General features: G+C 70.9%; 19 protein-coding genes and 1 rRNA gene. 9 read left to right on the top strand and 11 right to left on the bottom strand.

What is annotated here, in order from left to right; genetic code table 11:
• The first annotated feature begins 316 nt into the window (after nt 1–316).
• Nucleotides 317–883, top strand: a complete 567-nt coding sequence (locus tag PUR53_RS43465; protein WP_239754901.1) for a DJ-1/PfpI family protein — start codon at nt 317–319, stop codon at nt 881–883.
• Nucleotides 884–908: 25 nt separating this feature from the next.
• Here PUR53_RS43465 and PUR53_RS43460 read toward each other — a convergent pair whose 3' ends face one another.
• A complete protein-coding gene (locus PUR53_RS43460) occupies nt 909–1,577 on the bottom strand; it encodes an HAD family hydrolase (protein WP_329894648.1) in 669 nt (222 codons plus the stop codon).
• A 283-nt stretch (nt 1,578–1,860) separates the two neighbouring features.
• Nucleotides 1,861–2,376: a DUF6912 family protein gene (locus PUR53_RS43455; RefSeq protein WP_239754904.1), complete on the bottom strand. Its 516-nt coding sequence runs from the start codon at nt 2,374–2,376 to the stop codon at nt 1,861–1,863.
• 348 nt (nt 2,377–2,724) lie between these two features.
• On the opposite strand from PUR53_RS43455, the gene PUR53_RS43450 reads away from it, so the two are divergent.
• Complete coding sequence (locus tag PUR53_RS43450; protein ID WP_329894646.1) at nt 2,725–3,243, top strand: Rv3235 family protein; 519 nt, start codon at nt 2,725–2,727, stop codon at nt 3,241–3,243.
• A gap of 188 nt (nt 3,244–3,431) precedes the next feature.
• Here the strand turns inward: PUR53_RS43450 and secA are convergent, their stop codons facing one another.
• The gene (secA, locus tag PUR53_RS43445; RefSeq protein ID WP_329894645.1) at nt 3,432–6,278 is read right to left on the bottom strand and encodes a preprotein translocase subunit SecA; all 2,847 of its coding nucleotides are present in this window, start codon (nt 6,276–6,278) and stop codon (nt 3,432–3,434) included.
• A 290-nt stretch (nt 6,279–6,568) separates the two neighbouring features.
• Here secA and PUR53_RS43440 point away from each other — a divergent pair, with 290 nt between their 5' ends.
• Together PUR53_RS43440 and PUR53_RS43435 are read left to right on the top strand one after the other, a co-directional pair.
• Nucleotides 6,569–7,138, top strand: coding sequence for a GNAT family N-acetyltransferase (locus PUR53_RS43440; protein ID WP_329912182.1), 570 nt, complete (start codon nt 6,569–6,571; stop codon nt 7,136–7,138).
• Nucleotides 7,139–7,482: 344 nt separating this feature from the next.
• Nucleotides 7,483–8,646 (top strand): winged helix-turn-helix domain-containing protein, encoded by a 1,164-nt coding sequence (locus tag PUR53_RS43435; RefSeq protein ID WP_329912181.1) that lies wholly within the window; start codon nt 7,483–7,485, stop codon nt 8,644–8,646.
• A 3-nt stretch (nt 8,647–8,649) separates the two neighbouring features.
• On the opposite strand, the gene PUR53_RS43430 is transcribed toward PUR53_RS43435, so the two are convergent.
• The 7 genes from PUR53_RS43430 to mtnA form a co-directional block, all read right to left on the bottom strand.
• Nucleotides 8,650–9,399, bottom strand: coding sequence for a response regulator (locus PUR53_RS43430; RefSeq protein ID WP_239754909.1), 750 nt, complete (start codon nt 9,397–9,399; stop codon nt 8,650–8,652).
• A 205-nt stretch (nt 9,400–9,604) separates the two neighbouring features.
• Nucleotides 9,605–10,297, bottom strand: coding sequence for a ribosome hibernation-promoting factor, HPF/YfiA family (hpf, locus tag PUR53_RS43425; protein WP_391806714.1), 693 nt, complete (start codon nt 10,295–10,297; stop codon nt 9,605–9,607).
• 315 nt (nt 10,298–10,612) lie between these two features.
• Complete coding sequence (locus tag PUR53_RS43420; protein WP_329912180.1) at nt 10,613–11,422, bottom strand: ComF family protein; 810 nt, start codon at nt 11,420–11,422, stop codon at nt 10,613–10,615.
• Nucleotides 11,423–11,832: 410 nt separating this feature from the next.
• Nucleotides 11,833–13,662 carry an LpqB family beta-propeller domain-containing protein gene (locus tag PUR53_RS43415; protein ID WP_443080434.1) on the bottom strand — a complete coding sequence of 610 codons (1,830 nt, stop codon included), beginning with the start codon at nt 13,660–13,662 and terminating at the stop codon, nt 11,833–11,835.
• The gene (mtrB, locus tag PUR53_RS43410; RefSeq protein WP_329895354.1) at nt 13,652–15,748 is read right to left on the bottom strand and encodes an MtrAB system histidine kinase MtrB; all 2,097 of its coding nucleotides are present in this window, start codon (nt 15,746–15,748) and stop codon (nt 13,652–13,654) included. Before mtrB ends, PUR53_RS43415 begins: the two co-directional genes overlap by 11 nt.
• Nucleotide 15,749: 1 nt before the next feature.
• Entirely contained in the window at nt 15,750–16,439 is a 690-nt protein-coding gene (gene mtrA / locus PUR53_RS43405; protein ID WP_189823911.1) for a two-component system response regulator MtrA, read from the bottom strand.
• Nucleotides 16,440–16,447: 8 nt separating this feature from the next.
• A complete protein-coding gene (gene mtnA, locus PUR53_RS43400; RefSeq protein ID WP_329895355.1) occupies nt 16,448–17,593 on the bottom strand; it encodes an S-methyl-5-thioribose-1-phosphate isomerase in 1,146 nt (381 codons plus the stop codon).
• Nucleotides 17,594–17,733: 140 nt separating this feature from the next.
• Between mtnA and PUR53_RS43395 the strand changes: the two genes are divergently transcribed.
• The 5 genes from PUR53_RS43395 to PUR53_RS43375 are packed head-to-tail and all read left to right on the top strand — an operon-like array spanning nt 17,734 to nt 23,341.
• Nucleotides 17,734–19,122 (top strand): glycerophosphoryl diester phosphodiesterase membrane domain-containing protein, encoded by a 1,389-nt coding sequence (locus tag PUR53_RS43395; protein WP_329912179.1) that lies wholly within the window; start codon nt 17,734–17,736, stop codon nt 19,120–19,122.
• A gap of 4 nt (nt 19,123–19,126) precedes the next feature.
• The gene (locus tag PUR53_RS43390; RefSeq protein WP_329912178.1) at nt 19,127–19,852 is read left to right on the top strand and encodes a DUF4129 domain-containing protein; all 726 of its coding nucleotides are present in this window, start codon (nt 19,127–19,129) and stop codon (nt 19,850–19,852) included.
• Nucleotides 19,849–21,042 (top strand): DUF4350 domain-containing protein, encoded by a 1,194-nt coding sequence (locus PUR53_RS43385; RefSeq protein WP_329895358.1) that lies wholly within the window; start codon nt 19,849–19,851, stop codon nt 21,040–21,042. The genes PUR53_RS43390 and PUR53_RS43385 overlap by 4 nt, the downstream gene beginning before the upstream one ends.
• Nucleotides 21,042–22,031: an AAA family ATPase gene (locus tag PUR53_RS43380; protein ID WP_329895361.1), complete on the top strand. Its 990-nt coding sequence runs from the start codon at nt 21,042–21,044 to the stop codon at nt 22,029–22,031. Before PUR53_RS43385 ends, PUR53_RS43380 begins: the two co-directional genes overlap by 1 nt.
• Nucleotides 22,031–23,341 (top strand): DUF58 domain-containing protein, encoded by a 1,311-nt coding sequence (locus tag PUR53_RS43375; RefSeq protein ID WP_329912177.1) that lies wholly within the window; start codon nt 22,031–22,033, stop codon nt 23,339–23,341. Before PUR53_RS43380 ends, PUR53_RS43375 begins: the two co-directional genes overlap by 1 nt.
• Nucleotides 23,342–23,441: 100 nt before the next feature.
• On the opposite strand, the gene rrf is transcribed toward PUR53_RS43375, so the two are convergent.
• Nucleotides 23,442–23,532: ribosomal RNA gene (gene rrf, locus PUR53_RS43370) — 5S ribosomal RNA — on the bottom strand; the annotation flags it as partial.

Raw genomic sequence — 23,532 nt, 5'->3', positions numbered from 1 at the left:
TCCGTGCTCACCGGGCGCAGGGCAGGGACGACGACGTCCCCGCGAGCTATCGCGCTGATCACGCCACAAGGCTATCCCTCCGGACGGGGGGCACGTCATGAGCCGTATGTGTACAAAACCGAGGGTCGAACTTTGACGTTCTGCACAGTGCCCACCGCGCACTTTTGAGCTTACCTCCGCGCAACCGAGCCTATACGCGCTTTCGCCGCACCCCGCATCAGCACACCCCCTTGGCAAACCTCCACCCCGGATGCACGTTGCCCAGGAAGCCATAGCCTGACGAAGGAAGCCTTGCGGCATTGAGGGGAGCCCCACCATGACGGCCAAGATCCTGATCGTGACCGGCGACGCGGCGGAGTCGCTGGAGGTCCTCTACCCCTACCAGCGCCTCCGTGAGGAGGGGTACGAGGTCGACATCGCCGCCCCCAGCCGCAAGACGCTCCGCTTCGTGGTCCACGACTTCGAACCGGGCTACGACACCTATACCGAGAAACCCGGCTACACCTGGCCCGCCGACCTGGCCTTCTCCGAGGTCGACCCCGGTCAGTACGTCGCCGTCGTCGTCCCCGGCGGCCGGGCCCCGGAGTACCTCCGCAACGATCCCGAGCTGCGCAAGATCCTCAAGTCGTTCTTCGACACCGACAAGCCGGTCGCCCAGATCTGCCACGGCCCGCTGCTCACCGCGGCCGTGGACGCGCTGTCCGGGCGCCGCGTCACCGCGTACCCCGCTCTCGAACTGGACATGCAGGCCGCCGGCGCGACCTTCCAGGACGCCGAGACCGTCGTCGACGGCACCCTCGTCTCCGCCCGCGCCTGGCCGGACCACTCCGCCTGGATGCGGGAGTTCCTCACGGTGCTGCGGGCGAAGGCGCCGGTGACGTAGAGGCGGGCGGGACGGGTCGGTGGGGTCAGGCGGCGAGCCGCTCGGCCTCGGCGACGGCCTCCTCCAGGGTGTCCACGACGGGTACGCCGACCCACTCCAGGCTGGCGCGGCTGTGGGACCCCCCGGTGTAGAGCACGGCCTGCGCGCCGACGTGCCGGGCGGCGACCGCGTCGTCGGCGGCGTCCCCGATCACCACGGTCCGTCTCGGCTCCACCCCCACGAGCCGGCGCAGATGGCGCACCATGTGCTCGGCCTTGCTGCCGCCGGAGGGCCCGGTGCGCCCGTCGACCCGCACGAAATGCGGCTCGATCCCGAAGCCGCGCACCAGCGGAACCAGCTCCTCGTGCGCGTACATGCTGAGGATCGACTGGCTGCGCCCGGCCGCACCCCAGTCCGTCAGCAGACCCGGCACGCCCGCGGTCAGCGCACAGGCGACCCGGTGCTCGGCGTAGTACCGATGGAAGACCACGTCCATGGCCTCCCACTCCTCGTCCGTGGGCAGCCGCCCGATCAGCCGCTCGTAGAACTTCGGCACGGGTACGCAATACAGCTCCCGGTACCGCTCCAACGTGATCGGCTCGATCCCCAACTCCGCGAACGCCGCGTTCGTCGCCCCGATGATCGCCTCGTTGTCATGGAACAGAGTCCCATTCCAATCCCAGACGATATGCGCCCCGACTCCGTTCATCCCCATACCGAAAAACTACCCCGCACCACCGACAACCCAGTCCTGGACAACCGTGGCCGTGCTGAGCTGCTGTCATGGCTGGCCGTAATGAGCTGCTGTCATGGCTGCGGGCAATCGTGCCGCTGGGGCGATGGGGGCACCTCCCGCTCGAGCGAAGCCGAGAGTGGGGGAGGGTGGGCGCAGGCGGCACCTCGTAACCGCCGAGCAGCGGGACCCAGCCCCGCCCAACCCCAGCGGAGCGGCACCGCACACCAACCCCGCCCAGAAGCTCACCCCACCCCTACCGGGCTCAGTCCCCCAACCCCACCAGGTTCGGAATCTCCTGCGTCGCATACCAGAGCAGCTCATGATCATCCGCCCCGTCCACGATGAACTGCGCATCATCGTCCCCCAGATCCGCCGCCCCCAACGCATCCGCCGCCTCCCCCACCTCCCCCTCGGCCTCCACCGAGTCGACATGCACAGCCGCGGCCTTGCTCAGCGGCACGGGCCCAGCCACCCGCACCTCCCCGAGCGCCACCGGATCGAGCCCCCGGTCGGGATCGGCCACCGCGTCCCGGTCGGCCACATCCACGGCCACCACGACCCGCCGCCGAGCCGCCCCCGGATCCACGGCCACCAGCCGCAACGACGCGAGCGCCGCCCGGTTCAGCGCCGCGTACTCCAACTCCTCGATGTCGTCGGACAGATACCACTCCCGCAGAGCGGGCGTGACGGCGTACGCGACGAACGCCCCTTCCCCCAGCTCACCCGTCTTGTACGCCTCGGCGAGCCCGGGAAGGGTCAGGGGGACGTAGACGCGCATGGCAGTCCGCTTTCGTAGTCGTGTTCTCGGGTCACGTCGGAGCACCTCGGCCCATGTCGACGGTCCCCGCGAAGCCTCCAAAGGACCTTCAGGATACGTGCGGGCGTCCCCTTTCGAGCCCCCGCCCAACCCCCCGCACGCGTCCACCCCGAGCCCGTCACCTCACCCGGCCCAACCCCGCCCCGCCGGGCCCGACACCCCTCTCCGCCACCCTGATAGGTGAACATTTCGCGGCCCTCGCCGACCCCTCGCGCTCCCTTGCGAGCGCCCCCGCCGTCCTCGTACAAGATCCCCAACGCCAAGTTACCGACTGGTACTCGCGACCTCACCGACGAACGGGGATCCCCGATGAACAAGGTCATGACCAGGACCAAGCGCCACCCCGGCACCCGCCCGCCCGTCCGCCACGACCCCCGCCGCCCCGGCCGCACCCCGGCCCGCACGATCCCAGGGGGCGGCCGCCTCACCACACCCCGGCACCCGGCGCCCACAGCGCCCCCGCCCCTCACCGAGCCCGTCCACCAGTCCCGCCCCACCGACCGCTTCGCCGAGCTCCTCCTCGCCGTACTCAGCGGCCGCCGCCCGGTCCACAGCATGCTGCGACACACCGCGGGAAGGGCCTACGACGAACTGGCCTGGCTCGCCGAACGCGGCCCCCTGCGCTGTCCCCACGGCACCCACCCCGTCATCCGGGACATCGGCTACTACGTGGCGGCCCAGGGCGCCCTGGAGGTCTTCGCCCGTATCGGCGCGGGCGACCGCATCAGCGCCATGGCCTTCCGCCTGGAACACGGACCCGACCACCGCTGGCGCTGCACAGCGGTGGAACTCGGCGGCCCGAAGTTCCCCCACCCGGACGACGACTGAGCCCGGCCCCCACAACCGCCCAACCGCCCCCAGCCCCAGGCCGATACACACGAAGGGCCAGGCACCCGAAGATGCCCGGCCCTTCACGACCTCACGGCCTCACGCCCCGCTGCTCAACACGCGCCCCGCGCCCCACAAGGAACGCCCGCGCAGCCCGCGCCCGCCCCTCCCGGAGCGAGCGCGAACCCTCACTTCTTGCGGCGGCGGCTCGTCTTCCCCTGCTGCTTGCGGCGCTCCGCTCGGGTGAGGCCGTCGGCCTCGGAGCGGACCGGCTCGTCCTCGGGCAGGTCGCCCTCGACGATGCCGCCCTCACCGTCGACGGTGGGCGCGGAGAAGTGCAGACGGTCACGCCGCTGCGGGGCCTCCAGCCCCTTCGCGCGGATCTCCGGCCGCGAGGCACCCGCCTGCGCCGGCACCGCGTCGCTCTTGTCCAGGGACGGCTTGGCCTCCTCGACCGGGACCTCCTCGACCTGCTGCTCGACCTGGACCTCCAGGTTGAACAGATAGCCGACGGACTCCTCCTTGATGCCCTCCATCATGGCGGTGAACATGTCGAAGCCCTCGCGCTGGTACTCGACCAGCGGGTCCTTCTGCGCCATCGCGCGCAGGCCGATGCCCTCCTGGAGGTAGTCCATCTCGTAGAGGTGCTCACGCCACTTGCGGTCCAGCACCGACAGCACCACCCGGCGCTCCAGCTCACGCATGATCTCGGAGCCGAGCTGCGCCTCACGCGCCTCGTACTGCTCGGTGATGTCGTCCTTGATGGACTCGGCGATGAACTCGGCCGTCAGCCCGGCCCGGTCCCCGGCGGCCTCCTCCAGCTCCTCGACGGTGACCTTCACCGGGTAGAGCTGCTTGAAGGCGCCCCACAGCCGGTCGAGGTCCCACTCCTCGGCGAAGCCCTCGGCGGTCTCGGCCTGGATGTAGGCGTCGATGGTGTCGTCCATGAAGTGCTGGATCTGCTCCTGCAGGTCCTCGCCCTCCAGGACGCGGCGACGCTCGCCGTAGATGACCTCGCGCTGCCGGTTGAGCACCTCGTCGTACTTGAGGACGTTCTTCCGGGTCTCGAAGTTCTGCTGCTCGACCTGCGACTGGGCGGAGGCGATCGCGCGGGTGACCATCTTGTTCTCGATCGGCACGTCGTCCGGCACGTTCGCCATGGACATCACGCGCTCGACCATCTGGGCCTTGAACAGACGCATCAGGTCGTCGCCGAGCGACAGGTAGAAGCGGGACTCACCGGGGTCGCCCTGACGGCCGGAACGACCGCGCAGCTGGTTGTCGATGCGGCGGGACTCGTGCCGTTCGGTGCCGAGGACGTAGAGCCCGCCGAGCTCCTTGACCTCCTCGAACTCCGCCTTGACCGCTTCCTCGGCCTTCGCGAGGGCCTCGGGCAGGGCGTGCGCCCACTCCTCGATGTGCTCCTCGGGGTCGAGGCCGCGCTGACGCAGCTCCGCCTCGGCGAGGTCGTCGGGGTTGCCGCCGAGCTTGATGTCCGTACCACGGCCGGCCATGTTCGTCGCGACGGTCACGGCGCCCTTGCGGCCGGCCTGGGCGACGATCGTCGCCTCCCGGTCGTGCTGCTTGGCGTTGAGCACCTCGTGCTGCACACCGCGCTTGCTCAGCTGCTGCGACAGGTACTCGGACTTCTCGACCGACGTCGTACCGACGAGGATCGGCTGGCCCTTCTCGTGCTTCTCGACGATGTCGTCGACGACCGCCTCGAACTTCGCGACCTCGGTGCGGTAGATCAGGTCGGACTGGTCCTTGCGGACCATCGGCCGGTTCGTCGGGATCGGCACCACACCGAGCTTGTAGATCTGGTGGAACTCGGCGGCCTCGGTCATCGCCGTACCGGTCATGCCGCAGAGGCCGGGCTGTTCCTTGCCGCTGTGGTCGTGGCGCTTGTAGAGGCGGAAGAAGTTCTGCAGGGTGATCGTGGCGAGCGTCTGGTTCTCGTCCTTGATGTCCACCCCTTCCTTCGCCTCGATCGCCTGGTGCATGCCCTCGTTGTAGCGGCGGCCGGCGAGGATACGGCCGGTGTGCTCGTCGACGATCATGACTTCGCCGTCCATGACGACGTAGTCCTTGTCCTTCTTGAAGAGCTCCTTGGCCTTGATGGCGTTGTTCAGGTAGCCCACCAGCGGGGTGTTCACCGACTCGTAGAGGTTGTCGATGCCCAGCCAGTCCTCGACCTTGGAGACACCGGACTCGTGGATGGCGACGGTGCGCTTCTTCTCGTCGACCTCGTAGTCGCCGGTCTCCTCGATGCCCTTGAGGGGCTGGCCGGGCTCGCCCTTCTTCAGGCGCGTGACCAGCTTGGCGAAGTCGCCGTACCACTTGGTGGCCTGGTCGGCCGGGCCGGAGATGATCAGCGGCGTACGGGCCTCGTCGACAAGGATGGAGTCGACCTCGTCGACGATCGCGAAGTTGTGGCCGCGCTGGACGAGCTCGTCCTTGGACCACGCCATGTTGTCGCGGAGATAGTCGAAGCCGAACTCGTTGTTCGTGCCGTAGGTGATGTCGCAGTTGTACTGCTCGCGGCGCTGGGCCGGCGTCATGTTGGCGAGGATGCAGCCGACGCTCAGCCCCAGGAACTTGTGGACGCGGCCCATCATCTCGGAGTCGCGCTCGGCCAGGTAGTCGTTGACCGTGATCAGGTGCACGCCCTTGCCGGCCAGCGCGTTCAGATACGCGGGCAGGGTGCCGACGAGGGTCTTGCCCTCACCGGTCTTCATCTCGGCGACATAGCCGAGGTGGAGGGCGGCGCCGCCCATGATCTGCACGTCGTAGTGGCGCTGGCCGAGAGCGCGCTTGGCGCCCTCGCGGACGGTGGCGAACGCCTCGGGGAGCAGGTCGTCGAGGGTCTCACCGTCGGCGTACCGCTGCTTGTACTCCTCGGTGAGGGCGCGCAGCTCGGCGTCGGAGAGGTCGACGAAGTCCTCTTCGATGGAGTTGACCTGGTCCGCGATGCGGTGCAGCTTGCGCAGGATTTTGCCTTCGCCTGCACGCATGATCTTCGAGAGGACGGACACGGGGGCTTGTCTCCTTGCCGGTCGGGCCTGGGACGGTCGGTTTCAATGACAGTTGGCAGTTTTCAATCACAGCTTGAGCAACGGCCATCGTAAGCGAGGACCCCGCTGTGCCGGGAGGTCTGGCAGTGACAGCTACCAGGACAACGGGCGGGCGTCGCGGATGGTGCCGCGTTCCACCCACGAAATGCGTGAATTGTGACCGCCCCTTCACGCCCCGTGCCGCTCCCTGCGTCCACGGAACAGCCGCAATTGGCATGGCGTCCTTCCGCTCCGCCGAGCAGAATCGCCCGATGGACCCCGTCACCCTGACCACCGAGCGCCTGCTGCTGCGCACCGTGGACCGGCGCGACACCGACTCGGTGTACGCGGCTGCGCAGGACCCGGACATCCAGCGCTGGACCACGATCCCCTCCCCCTACTCCCGTGCGCACGCGGAGGGTTTCGTCGAACACGCCGTCCCCGAGGGCTGGGCCACCGGCACGATGTTCACCTTCGGCCTCTTCCTTGCCTCGGGCGAACTGGCGGGCATGCTCGCCATCACCATGCGAGCCCTCGGCACCGGCGAGATCGGCTTCTGGGCCACCAAGGAACACCGGCGCCACGGTTACATCACGGAGGCCACCCGCGCCGCCGCCCACTGGTCCTTCACGGTCCTCGCCCTCGACCGCCTCGAATGGCGCGCCAAAGTGGGCAACACCGCCTCCCGCGCGGTCGCCGAGAACACCGGCTTCACCCTCGAAGGCACCCTCCGCTCCGCCCTCGACAACAAGGGAGTCCGCCGCGACTGCTGGATAGCCTCCCTACTCCCCTCAGACCTGAACCTCCCGTCCACGGCCCCCTACCTACCGTCCCGCCCCTGACCACAAGCCGCATAGTTCCCGCCTCAGGCCGCCCCCTCGCACCGCCCCCTCCCCGCTCACGCCGCCCCCTCGCACCGCCCCCTCCCCGCTCACGCCGCCCCCTCGCACCGCCCCCTCCCCCCTCCTTCTCCCCCTCCCCCTCCCCCTGCGGGCAATCGTGCCGCTGGGGCGGCACGGGTGGGCGCAGGCGGCACCTCGTAACCGCCGAGCAGCGGGACCCAGCCCCGCCCGGCCCCGCTCCCGGGCACCGCACCCCCGAGGCCCCGCTCGTCACTCCCCCGGCCCCGCCCCCCGTTCCCCCAGCTCAGCCCGGCCTGTCAGTCCCCTCCCCTACCCTGCGAAGCATGACCTCCCTCCCGCGCCCCACCGCAGAACTCACCGCAGACGAGGCCCGCCGCATCGCCCTGCGGGCACAGGGCTTCCTCGGCGCCCCGGACCGCAGAGCCGGCGTCCGCGGCGTCCTGCGGCACCTGGGCGCGGTCCAACTCGACACCATCTCGGTCCTGGCCCGCTCCCACGAACTCATCCCGTACGCCCGCCTCGGCGCGGTAGGCCGAACCACGGTCGACAAGGCCTACTGGACGGACACACACGCCTTCGAGTACTGGTCCCACGCCGCCTGCATCCTCCCCATCGAGGAGTGGCCCCACTTCGCCTTCCGCCGCCGCGCCTACCGCGCCCGCCCCCATTGGGGCCACCAACTCCCGGACGGCGCCTACGACCGCGTCGTCAAACAGCTCCGCGCCGAGGGCCCCCTGACCGCCACGGAACTGGGCGGAGCCAAACGCACCAGCGAGTGGTGGGACTGGTCCGGCGAGAAGGTCGCCGTCGAACGCGCCCTGATGTACGGCGAGGTGGTCTGCGTGGAACGCCGCGGCTGGAAGCGGGTGTACGACCTCGCCGAGCGCGCGATCCCCGCCGACCTCCTCCACGACGAGCTGGACGACACGGAGTGCGTACGCCGCCTGGTCCGCCTGGCGGGCGAGGCCCTCGGCGTCGGCACCCGCGCGGACATCGCCGACTACCACCGCCTCAAGGGCGAGCAGTTCGACGCGGTGATCGCCGACTCGGGCCTGGTCCCGGTGACGGTGCAGGGCTGGGCCAAGCCCGCCTGGGCCGACCCCGCGGCCCTGGCCACACCCCCGCGCGGCCGCCACCGCACCACCCTGCTGTCCCCGTTCGACTCCCTCGTCTGGGAACGGGCCCGCACAGAACGGATCTTCGGCTTCACCCACCGCCTGGAGGCCTACGTCCCCAAACAGAAGCGCATCCATGGCTACTTCGCGATGCCGGTCCTGTCCGGCGGCCGCCTGGTGGGCCGCGTCGACCCCGCGCGTGACGGCCGGACCCTGGTCGCCAAACAGGTCACCCTCGACGGCCCCAAGGCGGTCCCGGCGGTCGCCCAGGCCCTCCTGGAAGCAGCGACCTGGGTCGACTGCACCGACGTACGGGTCGAGCGAGTGGACGCCCCGGAACTGCGCGAGCCCCTCCAGCGAGCACTTGCCTAGGGCCTAGCGGATCTCCAGGATCTTCTCCCGCATCGCGTACACCACGGCCTCCATCCTGGAGTGCAGTTGCAGCTTCTCCAGGATGTTGCGCACATGGTTCTTCACGGTGTTCTCGGAGATGAACAGCTCCTTGGCGATGTCCCGGTTGTTCATCCCGGTGGCCACGAGCTTGAGCACTTCCAGTTCCCGGTCGGTCAGCCGCGGTGCCGGCACCAGGCGCCGCTCGTCGGTCCGCTGGATCATGGACTTGAACTCGGTGAGCAGCTTCGACGCCATCGAGGGGCTGATCTGGGACTGCCCGTCGGCCACCGCGCGAATGGCCGTGGCCACCTCGTCCGTGGAGATCTCCTTGAGGAGATAGCCGGTGGCCCCCGCCTTGATCGCGTCGTAGAGGTCGGCCTCCTCGTCGCTGATCGTCAGCATGATGATCTTCGCGCTGGGGGCCACCTCCTTGATGGAGGTGCATGCCTCGATACCGCCGCGCTTCGGCATCCGTACGTCCATCAGCACGATGTCGGGCAGCAGATCCGCGGCCTTGTCGACCGCCTCCGCCCCGTCACCGGCCTCGCCGACGACCTGGATGTCCTCCTCGGCGGCGAGCACGATCTCCAGACCGCGGCGGAAAAGCGCGTGGTCGTCCACCACGAGGACACGGATCGGTTCCTTGCGCGGGGAGCCCGCGGCGGATCCCATGCCGACGGAGCCATCGTCGGCATCCTCGTCACGCATCGGTCCGAAACTGCTGTCCGCCATCGTTCCTCCCCCTGAAGGCCGTGGCCTGTGTTTCTGTGCCATCGCCAACCCAAGGCAACGGCCCGCCGGTTGGGGCCGGTTCGGCCATGATTTCATGCCCCGCCGTCACCGCGGTGACAGAGCGGGTCACGAGGGGTCGCACACCGGTGCCCCTGGGGGCGCACACGCGCTCCAGGGGCACCGGCTCAGCTGTCACCCGGCGCGGTCAGCCGCCGAGCGCGCCGCCCGGGGCGTCCGCATGCGCCTGGGCGACCATCGGGTCCGTGCTGAGGTGGATGACGCCGTAGTCGTAGGCGTGCCGCCGGTAGACGACACTCGGTTCCTTGGTCTCGGAGTCGACGAAGAGGTAGAAGTCGTGCCCGACCAGCTCCATCTCGTAGAGAGCCTGGTCGAGGGTCATCGGGGAAGCGACGTGGGTCTTCTCGCGGACGATGAGGGGGCCTTCACCCTTGACCTCCAGCGAGCCGATCTTCTTGGTGGGCACGCCGTCCGGCTGCTCCTCGTCGGCGACGTATCCGTTGCCGTTGAGGGTCGCCACGCCGGGGACGTGGTCGGCGACCTCCGCGGCCGTGAGCCTGCGCGCGCCTCGGCGCGTGTAACGCTTGTCGTGCTGCTTGCGCAGCCGGGCTTCGAGCTTGTCCGCCGCCAGGTCGAGCGCCGCATACGGATCGCTGGCCGCTGCCTCCGCCCGAATCACCGGTCCGCGGGAGTGGAGCGTGATCTCCACCCGGTCACTGCGGTCGGCCTGTCGGGGGTTGGGCTCCTTGGACACCTCGACGTCGAGGCTGATCACCTTGCCGTCGAGCTTCTGGATCTTCTCCAGCTTCAGCTTCTCGGCCACGTGCTTGCGGAACCGCTCGGGCACCTCGGTCTTGCGGCCCTTGACGACGATGTCCACGCAGAACTCCGTTCCCGGATCGCTCCGCTCCACTGGCGGAGCATCTCCCTTGTGCACCAGGTTCCGGTGACTCCCGGAACCGCGGACTCGGTGACTTCCACCTCCTCCTCCCCCGTGGGCAAGATCTCCACCCCACCGGCGCGGGGTGATTCAGAAAACCCGCAGCGCAGCATTCGGATATGTGGTGAACGGCCGGGGCCATTCCCTCACAACCGAACATATCTCGCTCGGACGGATGTCGTCACCCTCTACCGAGACGTACCTCCGTTCAGGTGAATTGACCCTGTCATTACCTGCAACGATGCAAGTCAGCGGTCAGTTCCGGTTTATTTGGAAAGAGTCGGGAGGCGCGGCGACCACCGCCGCCCGGAGCCCGTGCTCGGCGTTGTCGATGCCGTCCGAGCTCGCCCTTCCCGTCACCCCTCGTGTTCGCACCGCCTCCTTTGTCCTCCGTTCCCCTCCGTACTCCCCCGACACCGCCACCGCCACCGATCCATCTCTCGCCACCCGCACCGCCCGGGCCGCCTCCGCAAGCGAGGCACCGGTCGTCATCAGGTCGTCCACGAGCACGACCGCGCCGTCGCCCAGCAGCCGGCCACCCCCGGCGGCCACCTCCAGAGCGCCCGCGAGGTTGTCCAGCCGCTGCCGGAAGTCCAGCCCTGACTGGTCGGCCACGGCACGCCGCTGCCGCAGCACCCCGACCACCCGGGCCGGTGTCCCGGTGCGCCGCAGCACCCCCGCCGCCGCGAGCGCGATCCGCCGCGCCGGGTCGTGCCCCCGCGCCCGTACCGCCCAGCGCGCGGACGGCACCGGAACCAGCAACACCGGCCCCTCGCCGCCGCCCGCCCGTACGGCCCCCGCCAAGGCCGTGCCGAGCGGTCCGGCGAGCGCCAGCGCACCCCGTTCCTTGTGCGCGATCAACGTGGCCCGCACCGCGTCCTCGTACGGCGCCGCGGCGTGCACCACAGGAAGCCCCGACGGCTCCGGCTCCGGTCGCACCCGACACGGCGCGGCCCCGGTCAGAGCCGCGCGGCACTCCGGGCAGAGCACCGCGCGAGGCCTCCCGCAGCCTCCGCACTCGGCCGGCAGCACCAGATCCGAGAGGTCCTGCCACCACCCCCGCATGCCCACCACTGTGCCAACGCATGCGGCCCCCTGCCACCCCTGTGGAAAACCACCTGTGGACAACTCACCGCAACAACAGAGGGGTTGTCACCCACACGAATGACGGGTGCCCGAAGAAGACCGAACGCCACCACAAATGGACCGGGAGCCTGAAAAAAACCTGCGGCAGCCAAACCTGCCCACGAGAAAACCGGCCCCACACCGCACACTCCCAGGCGGCAGAGGCACAGCAAACCGCAGACACCCCAGGCCGGGCGCCCCAACACCGAGAAACCCCAGGCCACACCCCCAAGCCACACGTACTCAGGCCGCGCGCCCCAAGCCACACGCACCCACGTCGCAGAGGCGGAGCAACCCGCTGGCACCCCAAGCCGCGCGGCCCCCAGGCCGCACCCACCGCAGCCCGTGGCTCATCCCGGATAGACCGGCGCCGACCCTTCCTTGACCACCGTCTGCCACTGCTGCCCCGGCGACAGCCGCACGATCCCGTCGGCCGAGTGCGCGACCAGCGGCTGGCTCTCGTCCTCGGACGCGGCGATCTCCTCCACACCGGTGAGCGCGGAAGGCCCAGAGCCCGGTATCGGGGAGCCGTCCACCCTGACGTACCGCATCTGCTGCACACCACCGGGTTCGCGCCCCACGACCACGAGTTGGCTGTCGCCGGCCCACGACATGGCGGTGACATCCTCCAGGTCCGGCGTCACGGACCGCAGTTCGACGATCGAGACGGTGGTGCTCTCCGCGTCGGCGTCCCGCTCGATGCGCCCGATATACAGTGCCCGCTTGCCCTCGCTCTCCAGGATCAGCGCGATCCGCACACCGTCGGCGGCCACCCGCACCGCCTCGATGCGCCCGTCGAGGTTGGGCGTCCGGACCTCCAGCGGCTCACCCATGCCGTCCGCCAGGACCAGCAGCCGGGGCTTGTCCGAATCACGGTCGGCCACCCACAGGTCGCCCCGCCCATCCCAACTGGGAGTCGTCAGCCGGTCCTTCGCGGTGGCACCGGAGCTGCGCAGCGCGGGGTCGCCGAGCGTGCCGCCCGCCGTCAGCGGTGTCACATACAGCTCGCTGCCGTCGGCCGACACACCGGCCGCCCGGTCCTCGCCACGCGACACCGCGGCGGACCGCAACTGCTTCTCACCCTCCCCGAGCGCCCCGGGGACGGGCGACGGTGTCGTCACCGGGTCCCGCTCGGACAGCCGTACGAGCTTGTGGTCGCCGTCGATGAGGTACTCGTACGCCGCGCTCCTGTCGAGGCCGCGCGAGGTGATCATGCCGTCGGCCTCCGTCTCGCTGAGCACACAGAGCTGGGCGCCGGTGGACCCCTGCAGCTCCACCTCGTCCACACCCGTGGGCATGTAGTCCTGGAGCGTGAAGAGGAGTTGGGCCGCCATCTCCCTGCATCTGCTGGCCGAGACGCGGTCGGCCTTCTTGTTCAGCGGCACGACCAGCCTGTTCTGGTCGTCGGGCGTCAACGCCTTCGTGCCCTTCAGCAGAGTCGTACCGGACGGGAAACTCGTCCTCGCCACCGGGTTGAGCCAGCTGGTGGGGCCCTTCAGCAGATCCCGGACCACCTGGGTCACCGGGTCGACCTGGCTGCGCACATAGACCGGGTCGGCGACCGTCCCCGGCTCACCGGACTGCGCGGCCGAGGTGAAGTAGTACTTGTTGATGGACTTGTAGTTGCGCTCGAAGTCCGACCTGCCGAGCACCACGCCCTGCGGCAGCTTGTCGATGCGCCACTGCCCGGTCTGCTTCACGCGCGTGAGGTGCACGGGCTTGCGGTACTGACCGCCAGTGGGCGTGTACGCGTGCTGCCCGTCGACCCGGGCGACGTTCCTCCCGGACAGCTCGAACCCGTACTCGCCGGCCTCCGGCCGCTCCCCCGTGACTCGGGTGTACGCGGTGGGCGCCTCGTCGAGAACGGTGGTCGACGCGCCCGGATTCCAGGTCTTCAGCGCGTCACCGGTGAGGTACTTGCGTGCCGTCTCGTAGTTCAGGTCGTCGCTGGTCAGGGCCTCCAGAAAGCCCTGCACGATCTCCTGCGGCTCGGCGTCCTCCGCCGGTGGCAGCGCGAAGACCCGCACCTGGGCGTCCTGCCTGGGCGTGGACTCGACATCACGCATGTCCCCGCTGTCCGGCATCGAGGCGCACCCCGCCAGCAGCACGGCACCGATGCCGACGTACACCGTCGCCCGCACCGGACGCCCACGGCCGCGTTTCGCGCGGTCAGCGTCCACGGAATGCCTCCCCCTGCTCATGCTGCCGCTCCGCGTCGCTCCCGGCCGGCCTCTCCTCGGCCGGTCCCTCGCGTCGCTCGCCGTCCTCGGTCCGCCGCGCGGGCACCGCCGGGGACGGGGTCGCGGACGGTGTGGCGGGCCGGGGCACCACGCGCGCGCCGCTGCCCGGCAGCGCCGTCGGGTCCGCCGTGGGAGCCTGCCCGGCGCCCGGGCGGGGCCCTATGGCCGCCCTCGCGCCACCGTGCTCACCGGCCTGCACCGGCACCGTGGCGAGCTTGCCGCCACCGCCGAGCGGCCGACCGGCGTCGTTGAGTCCGCGGTGACGTCGGGAGTCCTTCGGTTCCAGCGGTATCGGGGATCCCCGCAGCGGCTCGTCCGCCGTCCTCGGCAGCGTGAGCCGGAACTGTGAGCCGCCACCCGGCTCGCCCCACGCCTGCAGCCAGCCCCCGTGCAGCCGGGCGTCCTCCAGGGCGATCGACAGCCCCAGTCCCGTACCGCCGGTGGTACGCGCGCGTGCCGGATCCGCCCGCCAGAAGCGGCTGAACACCCGCGTCGCCTCGCCCGGCTTGAGTCCCACTCCGTAGTCCCTCACCGCGACCGCCACCGCGCCCCCGGCCGCCGCGAGCTTGACCACGACGTCCTTGCCCTCGCCGTGCTCCACGGCGTTGACCACGAGGTTGCGCAGCACCCGCTCCACCCGTCGGGCGTCGGCCTCGGCCACGACGGGCTGCTGGTCCCCCAGCACCCGTATCCGCGTCCCCTTGCGCTCGGCGAGCGGCTCGGCCCCGCTGACGACCTTCCGCACGACCTCACGCAGATCTATCGGCTCGGCCTCCAGGGACGCCGCACCCGCGTCGAACCGGCTGATCTCCAGCAGGTCCGCCAGGAGCGACTCGAACCGGTCCAGCTGGTCGGCGAGCAGCTCGGCCGACCGCGCGGTCACGGGATCGAAGTCCACGCGCGCGTCATGGATGACGTCCGCCGCCATCCGTACCGTCGTCAGCGGCGTCCGCAGCTCGTGCGACACGTCGGAGACGAACCGCCGCTGCATCCGCGACAGGTCCTCCAGCTGCTGGATCTTCAGCTGAAGGTTCTGCGCCATCTTGTTGAAGGCCTCGCCGAGCCGCGCGATGTCGTCCTCACCGCTGACCTTCATCCGCTCCTGAAGACGCCCCGCGGACAGCCGTTCGGCGATCCCCGCCGCCATCCGCACGGGCGTCACCACCTGCCGCACCACGAGCCAGGCGATGGCCCCGAGCAGCACGACGACGAACAGCCCGGCCGTCGCCAGCGTCCCCTTCACCAGGCTCAGGGACTTCTCCTCCTGGGTGAGCGGGAAGAGGTAGTACAGCTGGTACGGGTGGCTGTTGGGATCGCTGACCTGTTTGCCGATGATCAGCCCCGGCTGGGACTCCTGGCCATTGTCGTAGTGGATCCGCGTATAGCTCTGCACGGCGCTGGTGCCGTCGTCGACCCGCTCGCGCAGCTCCACGGGCACACTGAGGTCCCACTGCACGTCACCGGAGGCACGCGGCCCGAGCCCCCCGGTGTCGCCGTCGGCGGAGGCGGGGCTGAGCGTCACGACGTCGAACGCGCCCTGACCGCCGCTGGAGAGGGAATTGACCAGGGTGGTCATCCACTCGACTACGTTCTGCACCCGGTCGCCGTTCGGGTCCGTGCTGTCGTTCCCGGCGGCGTTCGCCTCACTGTCCGCCTTCTGCTCGGCGACGGTGAAACCGCCGGTGGCCTGGCTCTGCGAGGCCTTGACCTTGGCGTCCAGCAGTCCGTTGCGGACCTGCCCGATGACGACGAAGCCCAGCAGCAGCACGACGCTGAGCGACATCAGCAGGGTCGTCACCACGATCCTGAGTTGGATGTTGCGCCGCCACAGCCGCATCACGGGCAGCAGCGGGCGACGCACCCAGCGCATGAACAGCCTCAGGACCGGGCTGCCCTGGACCCCGCCCTGCAGCAACCCGCCCTCGAGGAGACGCCCCCAGCCAGAACCCGACTTCTTCCGGCCGACAGGCCGCTCCGCGCGGGTCCCCGGCTGGCCGGGCGCCGAAGCGGCACTGTCACCGGACATGTCAGCTGGGTCCTGCCTTGTATCCGACACCACGGACGGTCACCACGATCTCCGGCCGCTCCGGGTCCTTCTCGACCTTGGAACGCAGCCGCTGCACATGAACGTTCACCAGACGGGTATCCGCCGCATGGCGGTACCCCCAGACCTGCTCCAGCAGGACCTCACGAGTGAACACCTGCCACGGCTTCCGCGCCAGCGCGACCAGCAGATCGAACTCCAGCGGCGTCAGCGCGATGGACTGCCCCTCGCGCTTCACGGAGTGCCCGGCCACATCGATGACCAGGTCACCTATGGCGAGCTGCTCCGGCGCCGGCTCCTCCGACCTCCGCAACCGCGCCCGGATCCGAGCCACCAGCTCCTTCGGCTTGAACGGCTTCACGATGTAGTCGTCCGCGCCCGACTCCAGGCCGACCACCACATCGACGGTGTCGCTCTTGGCCGTGAGCATCACGATCGGCACCCCGGACTCCGCCCTGATCAGACGGCACACCTCGATCCCGTCCCGGCCCGGCAGCATCAGATCCAGCAGCACCAGATCCGGTTTGGCCTCACGGAACGCGGCCAGCGCCTTGTCGCCGTCGGCTACGAAAGACGGCTCAAAACCTTCACCACGCAACACAATGCCGAGCATCTCGGCCAGTGCGGTGTCGTCGTCGACGACAAGGACTCGTCCCTTCATGAATGCCATCATCCCATTAACTAAATCGTTACCTGGCGTGACCTGTCACACAGCCCTACAAGCGCATCAGCGGTCACGGGCGACACGACCCCCTCCTCGGTGACGATCGCCGTCACCAACTCGGGCGGCGTCACATCGAAGGCCGGGTTGTACGCCTGGGTCCCCAGGGGTGCCACCGCGATCCCACCTCCCGCCTCCGCTCCCGCCACCGGCACCTGAGGCGCCGTGATCTCCGTCACCTCATGACCCGCGCGCTGCTCCACCTCGATGGACGCCCCGTCCGGGGTGCCCGGATCCACCGTCGTCACCGGCGCCACCACGATGAACGGCACATGGTGGTACCGGGCCAGCACCGCGAGCGGATAGGTCCCGATCTTGTTCGCCACCGAACCGTCGGCGGCGATCCGGTCGGCGCCCACCAGCACCGCGTCCACCTCACCCGCGGCGAACAACGAGCCCGCGGCATTGTCCGTGAGCAAGGTGTACGCCATTCCGCTGCGCGCCGCCTCATAAGCGGTCAGCCGGGCGCCCTGCAGCAACGGCCGTGTCTCGTCCACCCACAGCCGCCGCAGCCGTCCCACCCGGTGCGCCGCGAGCGCCACCGCGAACGCCGTGCCCTCCCCACCCGACACCAGCGACCCGGTGTTGCAGTGCGTGAGCACCCGGTGCCCACCGCCCGGCAGCAGCTCGTCGAGCAGCGCCAGCCCGTGCGCGGCCATGCGGGAACTGGCCTCGGCGTCCTCCCGGTGCAGCGCCCGCGCCGCGGCGAGCGCCGCCTCCGCGGCCAGCTTCTGGTCCCCCGAGCGGCCCAGCTCGGCCCGGTGCGCGGCCCGCGCCCGGCGCACACCGACCGCGAGGTTCACCGCGGTGGGCCGGGCGCCCTCCAGCGCGTCGGCGGCGTCCTCCACGTCGAACCCCCGCGCGGCGGCGAGCGCGACGCCGTACGCCCCGGCGATCCCCAGCAGCGGCGCCCCGCGCACGGCGAGCGAACGGATCGCCTCCACCAGAGCGGGCGCGTCCGTGCACACCAGCTCGACCTCCTCGGCCGGCAGTCTCGTCTGGTCGAGCAGGACCAGAACGGGGCCTTCGGGGGGCTCGTCCCAACGGATCGCCGGTATCCCGGTCGGCCGGATGTCGTCGCCGGATCGCGCGTACTGATCAGCCATGCGGTCAGTCTGCCCCGTATCGGTCGGACAATTGAAGGTGCGCAGCACATACGGCCCCCGGTCACTTCCCGGACACCGCGTGGCACGATGGGCGCCAACCTGCTGCCGCGACCGCGGACGAGCACCGTGAAGGAGCGACGATGAAGGACACTCCGGGCTGGGCCTCGCCCGGATCCGCCCCCTCGGGCGGCCCGCAGCCGGACCAGCAGGGCGCCGCACAGCCGACGGACCCGACCGGCGCCGGCCAGCCGCAGCCGACGGGTCAGCCCGGCGCGGACCAGGCGCAACCGCCGTCCAAGTGGTCCAAGGACCAGCCGCCGCCCGCCCAGTGGTCCGCTCCGACCCCGCAGGCCCCCGGCCAGACCTCGCCACCACCGCCGCCCGGCCCTGGCTGGGGCGGCCACCCCGGCCCCCAGCACCCCGGCGCCTACGGCCCTCCCGGCGGCCCCGGAGCCCCCGGCGGCCACCCCGGCCACGGCGCCCCCGGCCCGGGCTACGGCACTCCCGGCTGGGGCGGCGGCTGGGGAGGCCCCCCACCCGCCGCGAAGCCCGGCGTGATCCCGCTGCGCCCGCTCGGCATCGGCGAGATCCTCGACGGCGCCGTCTCCACCATGCGCACCCACTGGCGCACGGTGCTCGGCATCTCGCTGGCCGTCGCGGTCGTCACCCAGATCGGGGTCATCCTGCTCCAGGGCCTCGTCCTCAACGACGCCGCGAGCACGGACGCCCTCAACGACCCGACCGCCACCCCCGGCGAACTGGGCCGCGCCCTGGGCGACACCCTGCTGAGCACGTCCGTCGTCATGGTGATCTCCCTGCTGGGCACCATCATCGCGACGGCCCTGCTCACGACCGTGACCAGCCGCGCCGTCCTCGGCAAGTCGGTCACCACCGCCGAGGCCTGGCGAGACGCCCGCCCGCAACTCCTCCGCCTGGGCGGCCTGACCGTCCTGCTGCTCCTGATCGCCGGCCTGATCATGGGCGTGGGCATCACACCCGGCATCCTGCTCGCGGCCGGGGGCTCCACCGGAGGCGGCGTACTCCTCGCCCTCTTCGGCGGACTCGGCGCCTTCGTCCTCACCGTGTGGCTGATGATCCGCTTCTCGCTCGCCTCTCCCGCCCTGATGCTGGAGAAGCAGGGAGTCCGCAAGTCGCTGAGCCGCTCCGTCAAGCTCGTACGCGGCTCGTGGTGGAGGGTCCTCGGCATCCAACTCCTCGCCGCGATCATCGCCTACGTCGTCGCGTCGATCGTCGTGATCCCCTTCACCTTCGCGGGCGCGGCCCTCGACGGCGACGGCATCTCCGGCCTCCTCGCCACCGGCGGAACCGCACTGGGCTGGACCTACCTCGTCATCAGCGGCGTCGGCGCGGTGATCGGATCCACGCTCACCTTCCCGATCAGTGCCGGTGTCACCGTGCTCCTCTACATCGACCAGCGGATCCGCCGCGAGGCCCTCGACCTCGAACTGGGCCGCGCCGCAGGCCTCCAGGGCTACGGCGACGCCCCGGGCGCCACCCCGGGGAGCTGACGGGGTGACACGCTCGGGGGGAGCACTGACAGCCGTACCGACGTCGTGGCTCTCGGCGGACGAGCCGCCCATCACCCTCCCGCGCGATCCCGCGCGGGAGGCGGCCCGGCGTGAGCTGTCCAAGGGCATGTACCACGAGAACGACCCCAGCTGGTACGAGCGCGCCCAGGACGCCTTCTGGGACTGGCTCGACAAGGTGTTCGGCGCCGCCTCGACCGCCACCCCCGGCGGCACACTCGGCCTCGTCATCATCGTCCTGGCCGTCCTCGCCCTCCTCGGCGCGCTGTGGTGGCGCCTCGGCACACCCCGCCGCGCCCCGGCCTCCTCCGCCGTGCTCTTCGACGACCGCCCCCGCAGCGCTGCGGAACACCGCGCGGCCGCCGAGGCACAGGCCGCCCGGGGCCACTGGAACCAGGCCGTCCAGGAACGCATGCGCGCCGTCGTCCGCTCCCTGGAGGAACGCGCTCTCCTCGACGTACGTCCCGGCCGCACCGCCGACGAGGCGGCCTCCGAAGCAGGCTCGGTGCTCCCCACCCACGCGGACCGACTGCACACCGCCGCCCGTGACTTCGACGACGTCACGTACGGCGGCCGCACCGCCGACGAAGGAACGTACCGCCGCCTCGCCTCCCTCGACACCGACCTGGAGCGCACCAAGCCCGCGCTGGCGAGCAGCACCCCCAGCACGACGAGCACGGCCCGGCACACCCGTCCGGGAGCCGCCGAATGACCACCGAGACCACGCTCCCCTCCACCTCTGTATCGCCCACGGCCCGCCAGGTGTGGACCCGCGCGCGCGGTGTCGTACTCGCGGCGGTGATCCTCCTGGCGGCGGCCGCCGTGATCGCCGTGATCCGCTCCGGCGCCGAACACGGCCGCCTCGACCCGCGCTCCGCCGACACCGACGGCAGCCGCGCCGTCGCCGAACTCCTCGGCGACCGCGGCGTGTCGACCCGGGTGGTCACCACCCTCGACGAGGCACGCACCGCCGCCGGCCCGGACACCACCCTCCTGATCGCCGTGCCCGATCTGCTCACCGACTCCCAGCAGAGCCGCCTCCACGAGGCGACCGAGACCTCCGGCGGCCGCACAATCCTCGTCGCCCCCGGCCCCCCGTCCGTGAGCACCCTCGCCCCCGGAGTCACCACCGACGTGGCCCTCAGCCTCGACTCCACCCTCACGCCCCGCTGCGAGCTGCCCGCCGCCCGCCGCGCGGGCAGCGCCGACACCGGCGGGCTCCGCTACCACGTCACCGCCCGCGCGGCCGACACCTGCTACCCAGAGGACGGCCTGCCCACCCTGGTACGCGTCCCGGCGGCCGAGGGGAACGGCGACACCGTCGTCCTCGGCGCCCCCGACATCCTCCTCAACAGCAGCCTCGACGAGCAGGGCAACGCCTCCCTCGCCCTCCAACTCCTCGGCTCGCGCCCTCATGTGGTCTGGTACCTCCCCTCGCTCTCCGACGACTCGGCCCCCGACTCGGGCAACCGCAGCTTCTTCGACCTGCTCCCCTCGGGCTGGTTCTGGGGCACCCTGCAGCTCTTCGTCGCCGGCGCCCTCGCCGCCCTGTGGCGGGCACGCCGACTCGGCCCCCTGGTGCCTGAGAAACTCCCCGTCGCGATCCGCGCCTCCGAGACCGTCGAAGGCCGCGCCCGCCTCTACCGCAAGGCCAACGCCCGCGACCGCGCGGCCGCCGCTCTTCGCTCCACCACCCGCACGCGCCTCGCCCCCCTCGTAGGTGTTCCCGTCTCCCGGGCCCACACGCCCGAGGCACTGCTCCCCGCCCTGTCCGCCCACCTCCACGGCGACGGACAGCCCCTGCACGCCCTCCTCTTCGGCCCGCCGCCCGGCGACGACAAGGCCCTCATCGCACTCACCGACCAACTCGACGCCCTCGAAAGAGAGGTACGCCGTTCATGATGGACCCGACCACTGACAACGCCGGGACCACCGGGGACCCGGGCGCCGCCCGCGCCTCCCTGGAGGCCCTGCGCGCCGAGATCGCCAAAGCCGTGGTCGGCCAGGACCCCGCCGTGACCGGCCTCGTCGTCGCCCTCCTCTGCCGCGGACACGTCCTACTAGAAGGAGTCCCTGGGGTGGCCAAAACGTTGCTCGTGCGGGCCCTCGCATCCGCGCTCGATCTCGACACCAAGCGCGTCCAGTTCACTCCTGACCTGATGCCCAGCGACGTCACCGGCTCCCTCGTCTACGACACCCGCTCCGCCGAGTTCTCCTTCCAGCCCGGCCCGGTCTTCACCAACCTCCTCCTCGCGGACGAGATCAACCGCACCCCGCCGAAGACCCAGTCCTCCCTGCTGGAGGCCATGGAGGAACGCCAGGTCACGGTGGACGGAACCCCCCGTCCGCTCCCGGACCCGTTCCTGGTCGCCGCGACCCAGAACCCCGTCGAGTACGAGGGCACCTACCCCCTCCCCGAAGCCCAACTGGACCGGTTCCTCCTCAAACTGACGGTCCCGCTCCCGTCCCGGCAGGACGAGATCGACGTCCTCACCCGTCACTCCGAGGGCTTCAACCCACGCGACCTGCGCGCCGCCGGCGTACGCCCCGTCGCGAACGCGGCCGACCTCGAAGCCGCACGCGCCGCCGTCGCCAAGACGACGATCTCCCCCGAGATCACCGCCTACGTGGTGGACATCTGCCGAGCCACCCGCGAATCCCCGTCCCTCACCCTCGGCGTCTCCCCCCGAGGCGCCACGGCCCTCCTCGCGGCCTCCCGCGCCTGGGCCTGGCTGACGGGCCGCGACTACGTCATCCCCGACGACGTGAAGGCGCTCGCGCTGCCGACCCTCCGCCACCGCGTCCAGCTCCGCCCCGAGGCGGAAATGGAGGGCGTGACGGCCGACTCGGTCATCAACGCGATCCTCGCCCACGTCCCCGTGCCCCGCTGATGGCCCCCACCGGACGCGCCGCACTCCTCGCGGCCCTCGGCACCCTCCCCGTCGGCATCTGGGAGCCCAGCTGGACGGGCATCCTCGCCGTGAACGCTCCGCTGGCCCTGGCATGCGCCTGCGATTACGCCCTCGCCGCACCCGTGCGCCGCCTGGGCCTCCTGCGCTCCGGCGACACCTCCGCACGCCTGGGCGACGCCGCGGACGTCACTCTCACGGTCACCAACCCCTCCAACCGCCCCCTGCGCGCCGACCTTCGCGACGCCTGGCCCCCCAGCAGCTGGCTCCCCGGCACCGAAGTGGCCGCCTCCCGCCACCGCCTCACGATCCCTGCAGGCGAGCGCCGTCGCCTCACCACCCGCCTGCGCCCCACCCGCCGTGGGGACCGCCAGGCGGACAGAGTCACCATCCGTTCGTACGGCCCCCTCGGCCTCTTCACCCGCCAGGGCAGCCACCGCGCCCCTTGGACCGTACGTGTGCTCCCCCCGTTCACCAGCCGCAAGCACCTGCCGTCCAAACTGGCCCGCCTGCGCGAACTGGATGGCCGCACCAGCGTCCTGACCCGAGGCGAGGGCACAGAGTTCGACAGCCTTCGCGAGTACATCCCCGGTGACGACACCCGCTCCATCGACTGGCGGGCCACAGCCCGCCAGTCCTCCGTGGCCGTACGCACCTGGCGCCCCGAACGCGACCGCCACATCCTCCTTGTCCTGGACACCGGCCGAACCTCGGCGGGCCGTGTGGGCGACGCGCCCCGGCTCGACGCCTCCATGGACGCGGCCCTCCTCCTGGCCGCCCTCGCCTCCCGCGCCGGCGACCGTGTGGACCTGCTGGCCTACGACCGCCGAGTACGAGCGCTCGTCCAGGGCCGCACAGCGGGTGACGTTCTTCCGTCCCTGGTCAACGCCATGGCCCTGCTCGAACCTGAGCTCGTCGAAACGGACGCCCGAGGCCTCACCGCCACCGCACTCCGTACGGCACCCCGCAGAGCCCTGATCGTCCTCCTCACCACCCTCGACGCGGCCCCGGTCGAACAGGGTCTGCTCCCCGTCCTGTCCCGCCTCACCCAGCGCCATACGGTCCTGGTGGCCTCGGTGGCCGATCCGCGCATCGCCCTCATGGCGAACTCCCGGGGCACCACGGAGGCCGTCTACGAGGCCGCCGCGGCCGCCCAGGCCCAGGCGGACCGCCACCGCACCGCCGATCAACTTCGTCGCCACGGCGTCACGGTCGTCGACGCCACACCGGACAATCTGGCGCCGGCTCTGGCAGACGCCTATCTGGCGCTGAAAGCAGCGGGACGCCTCTGAATCCCGTCCAATTACCCCCGGGAGGGGCCGGGGACCCTAAATAACCCGTAAAACGCAGAAAACCCCTGCCGGTCTCCCGGCAGGGGTTTTCTCAATATTTGTTCGGCGGCGTCCTACTCTCCCACAGGGTCCCCCCTGCAGTACCATCGGCGCTGTAAGGCTTAGCTTCCGGGTTCGGAATGTAACCGGGC

The sequence above is a fragment of the Streptomyces sp. SP18BB07 genome (assembly GCF_036322545.1).
Classification (GTDB): domain Bacteria; phylum Actinomycetota; class Actinomycetes; order Streptomycetales; family Streptomycetaceae; genus Streptomyces; species Streptomyces deccanensis.
The sequence above is the reverse complement of the archived record's forward strand: the minus strand, read 5'-3'. Positions and strand labels throughout refer to the sequence as shown.

Coding starts and splice junctions, on each gene's coding strand:
- PUR53_RS43430 (WP_239754909.1), bottom strand. CDS start 9,399: ATGGCGGACAGCAGTTTCGGACCGATGCGTGACGAGGATGCCGACGAT.
- PUR53_RS43450 (WP_329894646.1), top strand. CDS start 2,725: ATGAACAAGGTCATGACCAGGACCAAGCGCCACCCCGGCACCCGCCCG.
- PUR53_RS43455 (WP_239754904.1), bottom strand. CDS start 2,376: ATGCGCGTCTACGTCCCCCTGACCCTTCCCGGGCTCGCCGAGGCGTAC.
- PUR53_RS43420 (WP_329912180.1), bottom strand. CDS start 11,422: ATGCGGGGGTGGTGGCAGGACCTCTCGGATCTGGTGCTGCCGGCCGAG.
- PUR53_RS43460 (WP_329894648.1), bottom strand. CDS start 1,577: ATGGGGATGAACGGAGTCGGGGCGCATATCGTCTGGGATTGGAATGGG.
- PUR53_RS43395 (WP_329912179.1), top strand. CDS start 17,734: ATGAAGGACACTCCGGGCTGGGCCTCGCCCGGATCCGCCCCCTCGGGC.
- mtnA (WP_329895355.1), bottom strand. CDS start 17,593: ATGGCTGATCAGTACGCGCGATCCGGCGACGACATCCGGCCGACCGGG.
- PUR53_RS43385 (WP_329895358.1), top strand. CDS start 19,849: ATGACCACCGAGACCACGCTCCCCTCCACCTCTGTATCGCCCACGGCC.
- PUR53_RS43380 (WP_329895361.1), top strand. CDS start 21,042: ATGGACCCGACCACTGACAACGCCGGGACCACCGGGGACCCGGGCGCC.
- PUR53_RS43435 (WP_329912181.1), top strand. CDS start 7,483: ATGACCTCCCTCCCGCGCCCCACCGCAGAACTCACCGCAGACGAGGCC.
- PUR53_RS43375 (WP_329912177.1), top strand. CDS start 22,031: ATGGCCCCCACCGGACGCGCCGCACTCCTCGCGGCCCTCGGCACCCTC.
- mtrA (WP_189823911.1), bottom strand. CDS start 16,439: ATGATGGCATTCATGAAGGGACGAGTCCTTGTCGTCGACGACGACACC.
- mtrB (WP_329895354.1), bottom strand. CDS start 15,748: ATGTCCGGTGACAGTGCCGCTTCGGCGCCCGGCCAGCCGGGGACCCGC.
- PUR53_RS43465 (WP_239754901.1), top strand. CDS start 317: ATGACGGCCAAGATCCTGATCGTGACCGGCGACGCGGCGGAGTCGCTG.
- PUR53_RS43440 (WP_329912182.1), top strand. CDS start 6,569: ATGGACCCCGTCACCCTGACCACCGAGCGCCTGCTGCTGCGCACCGTG.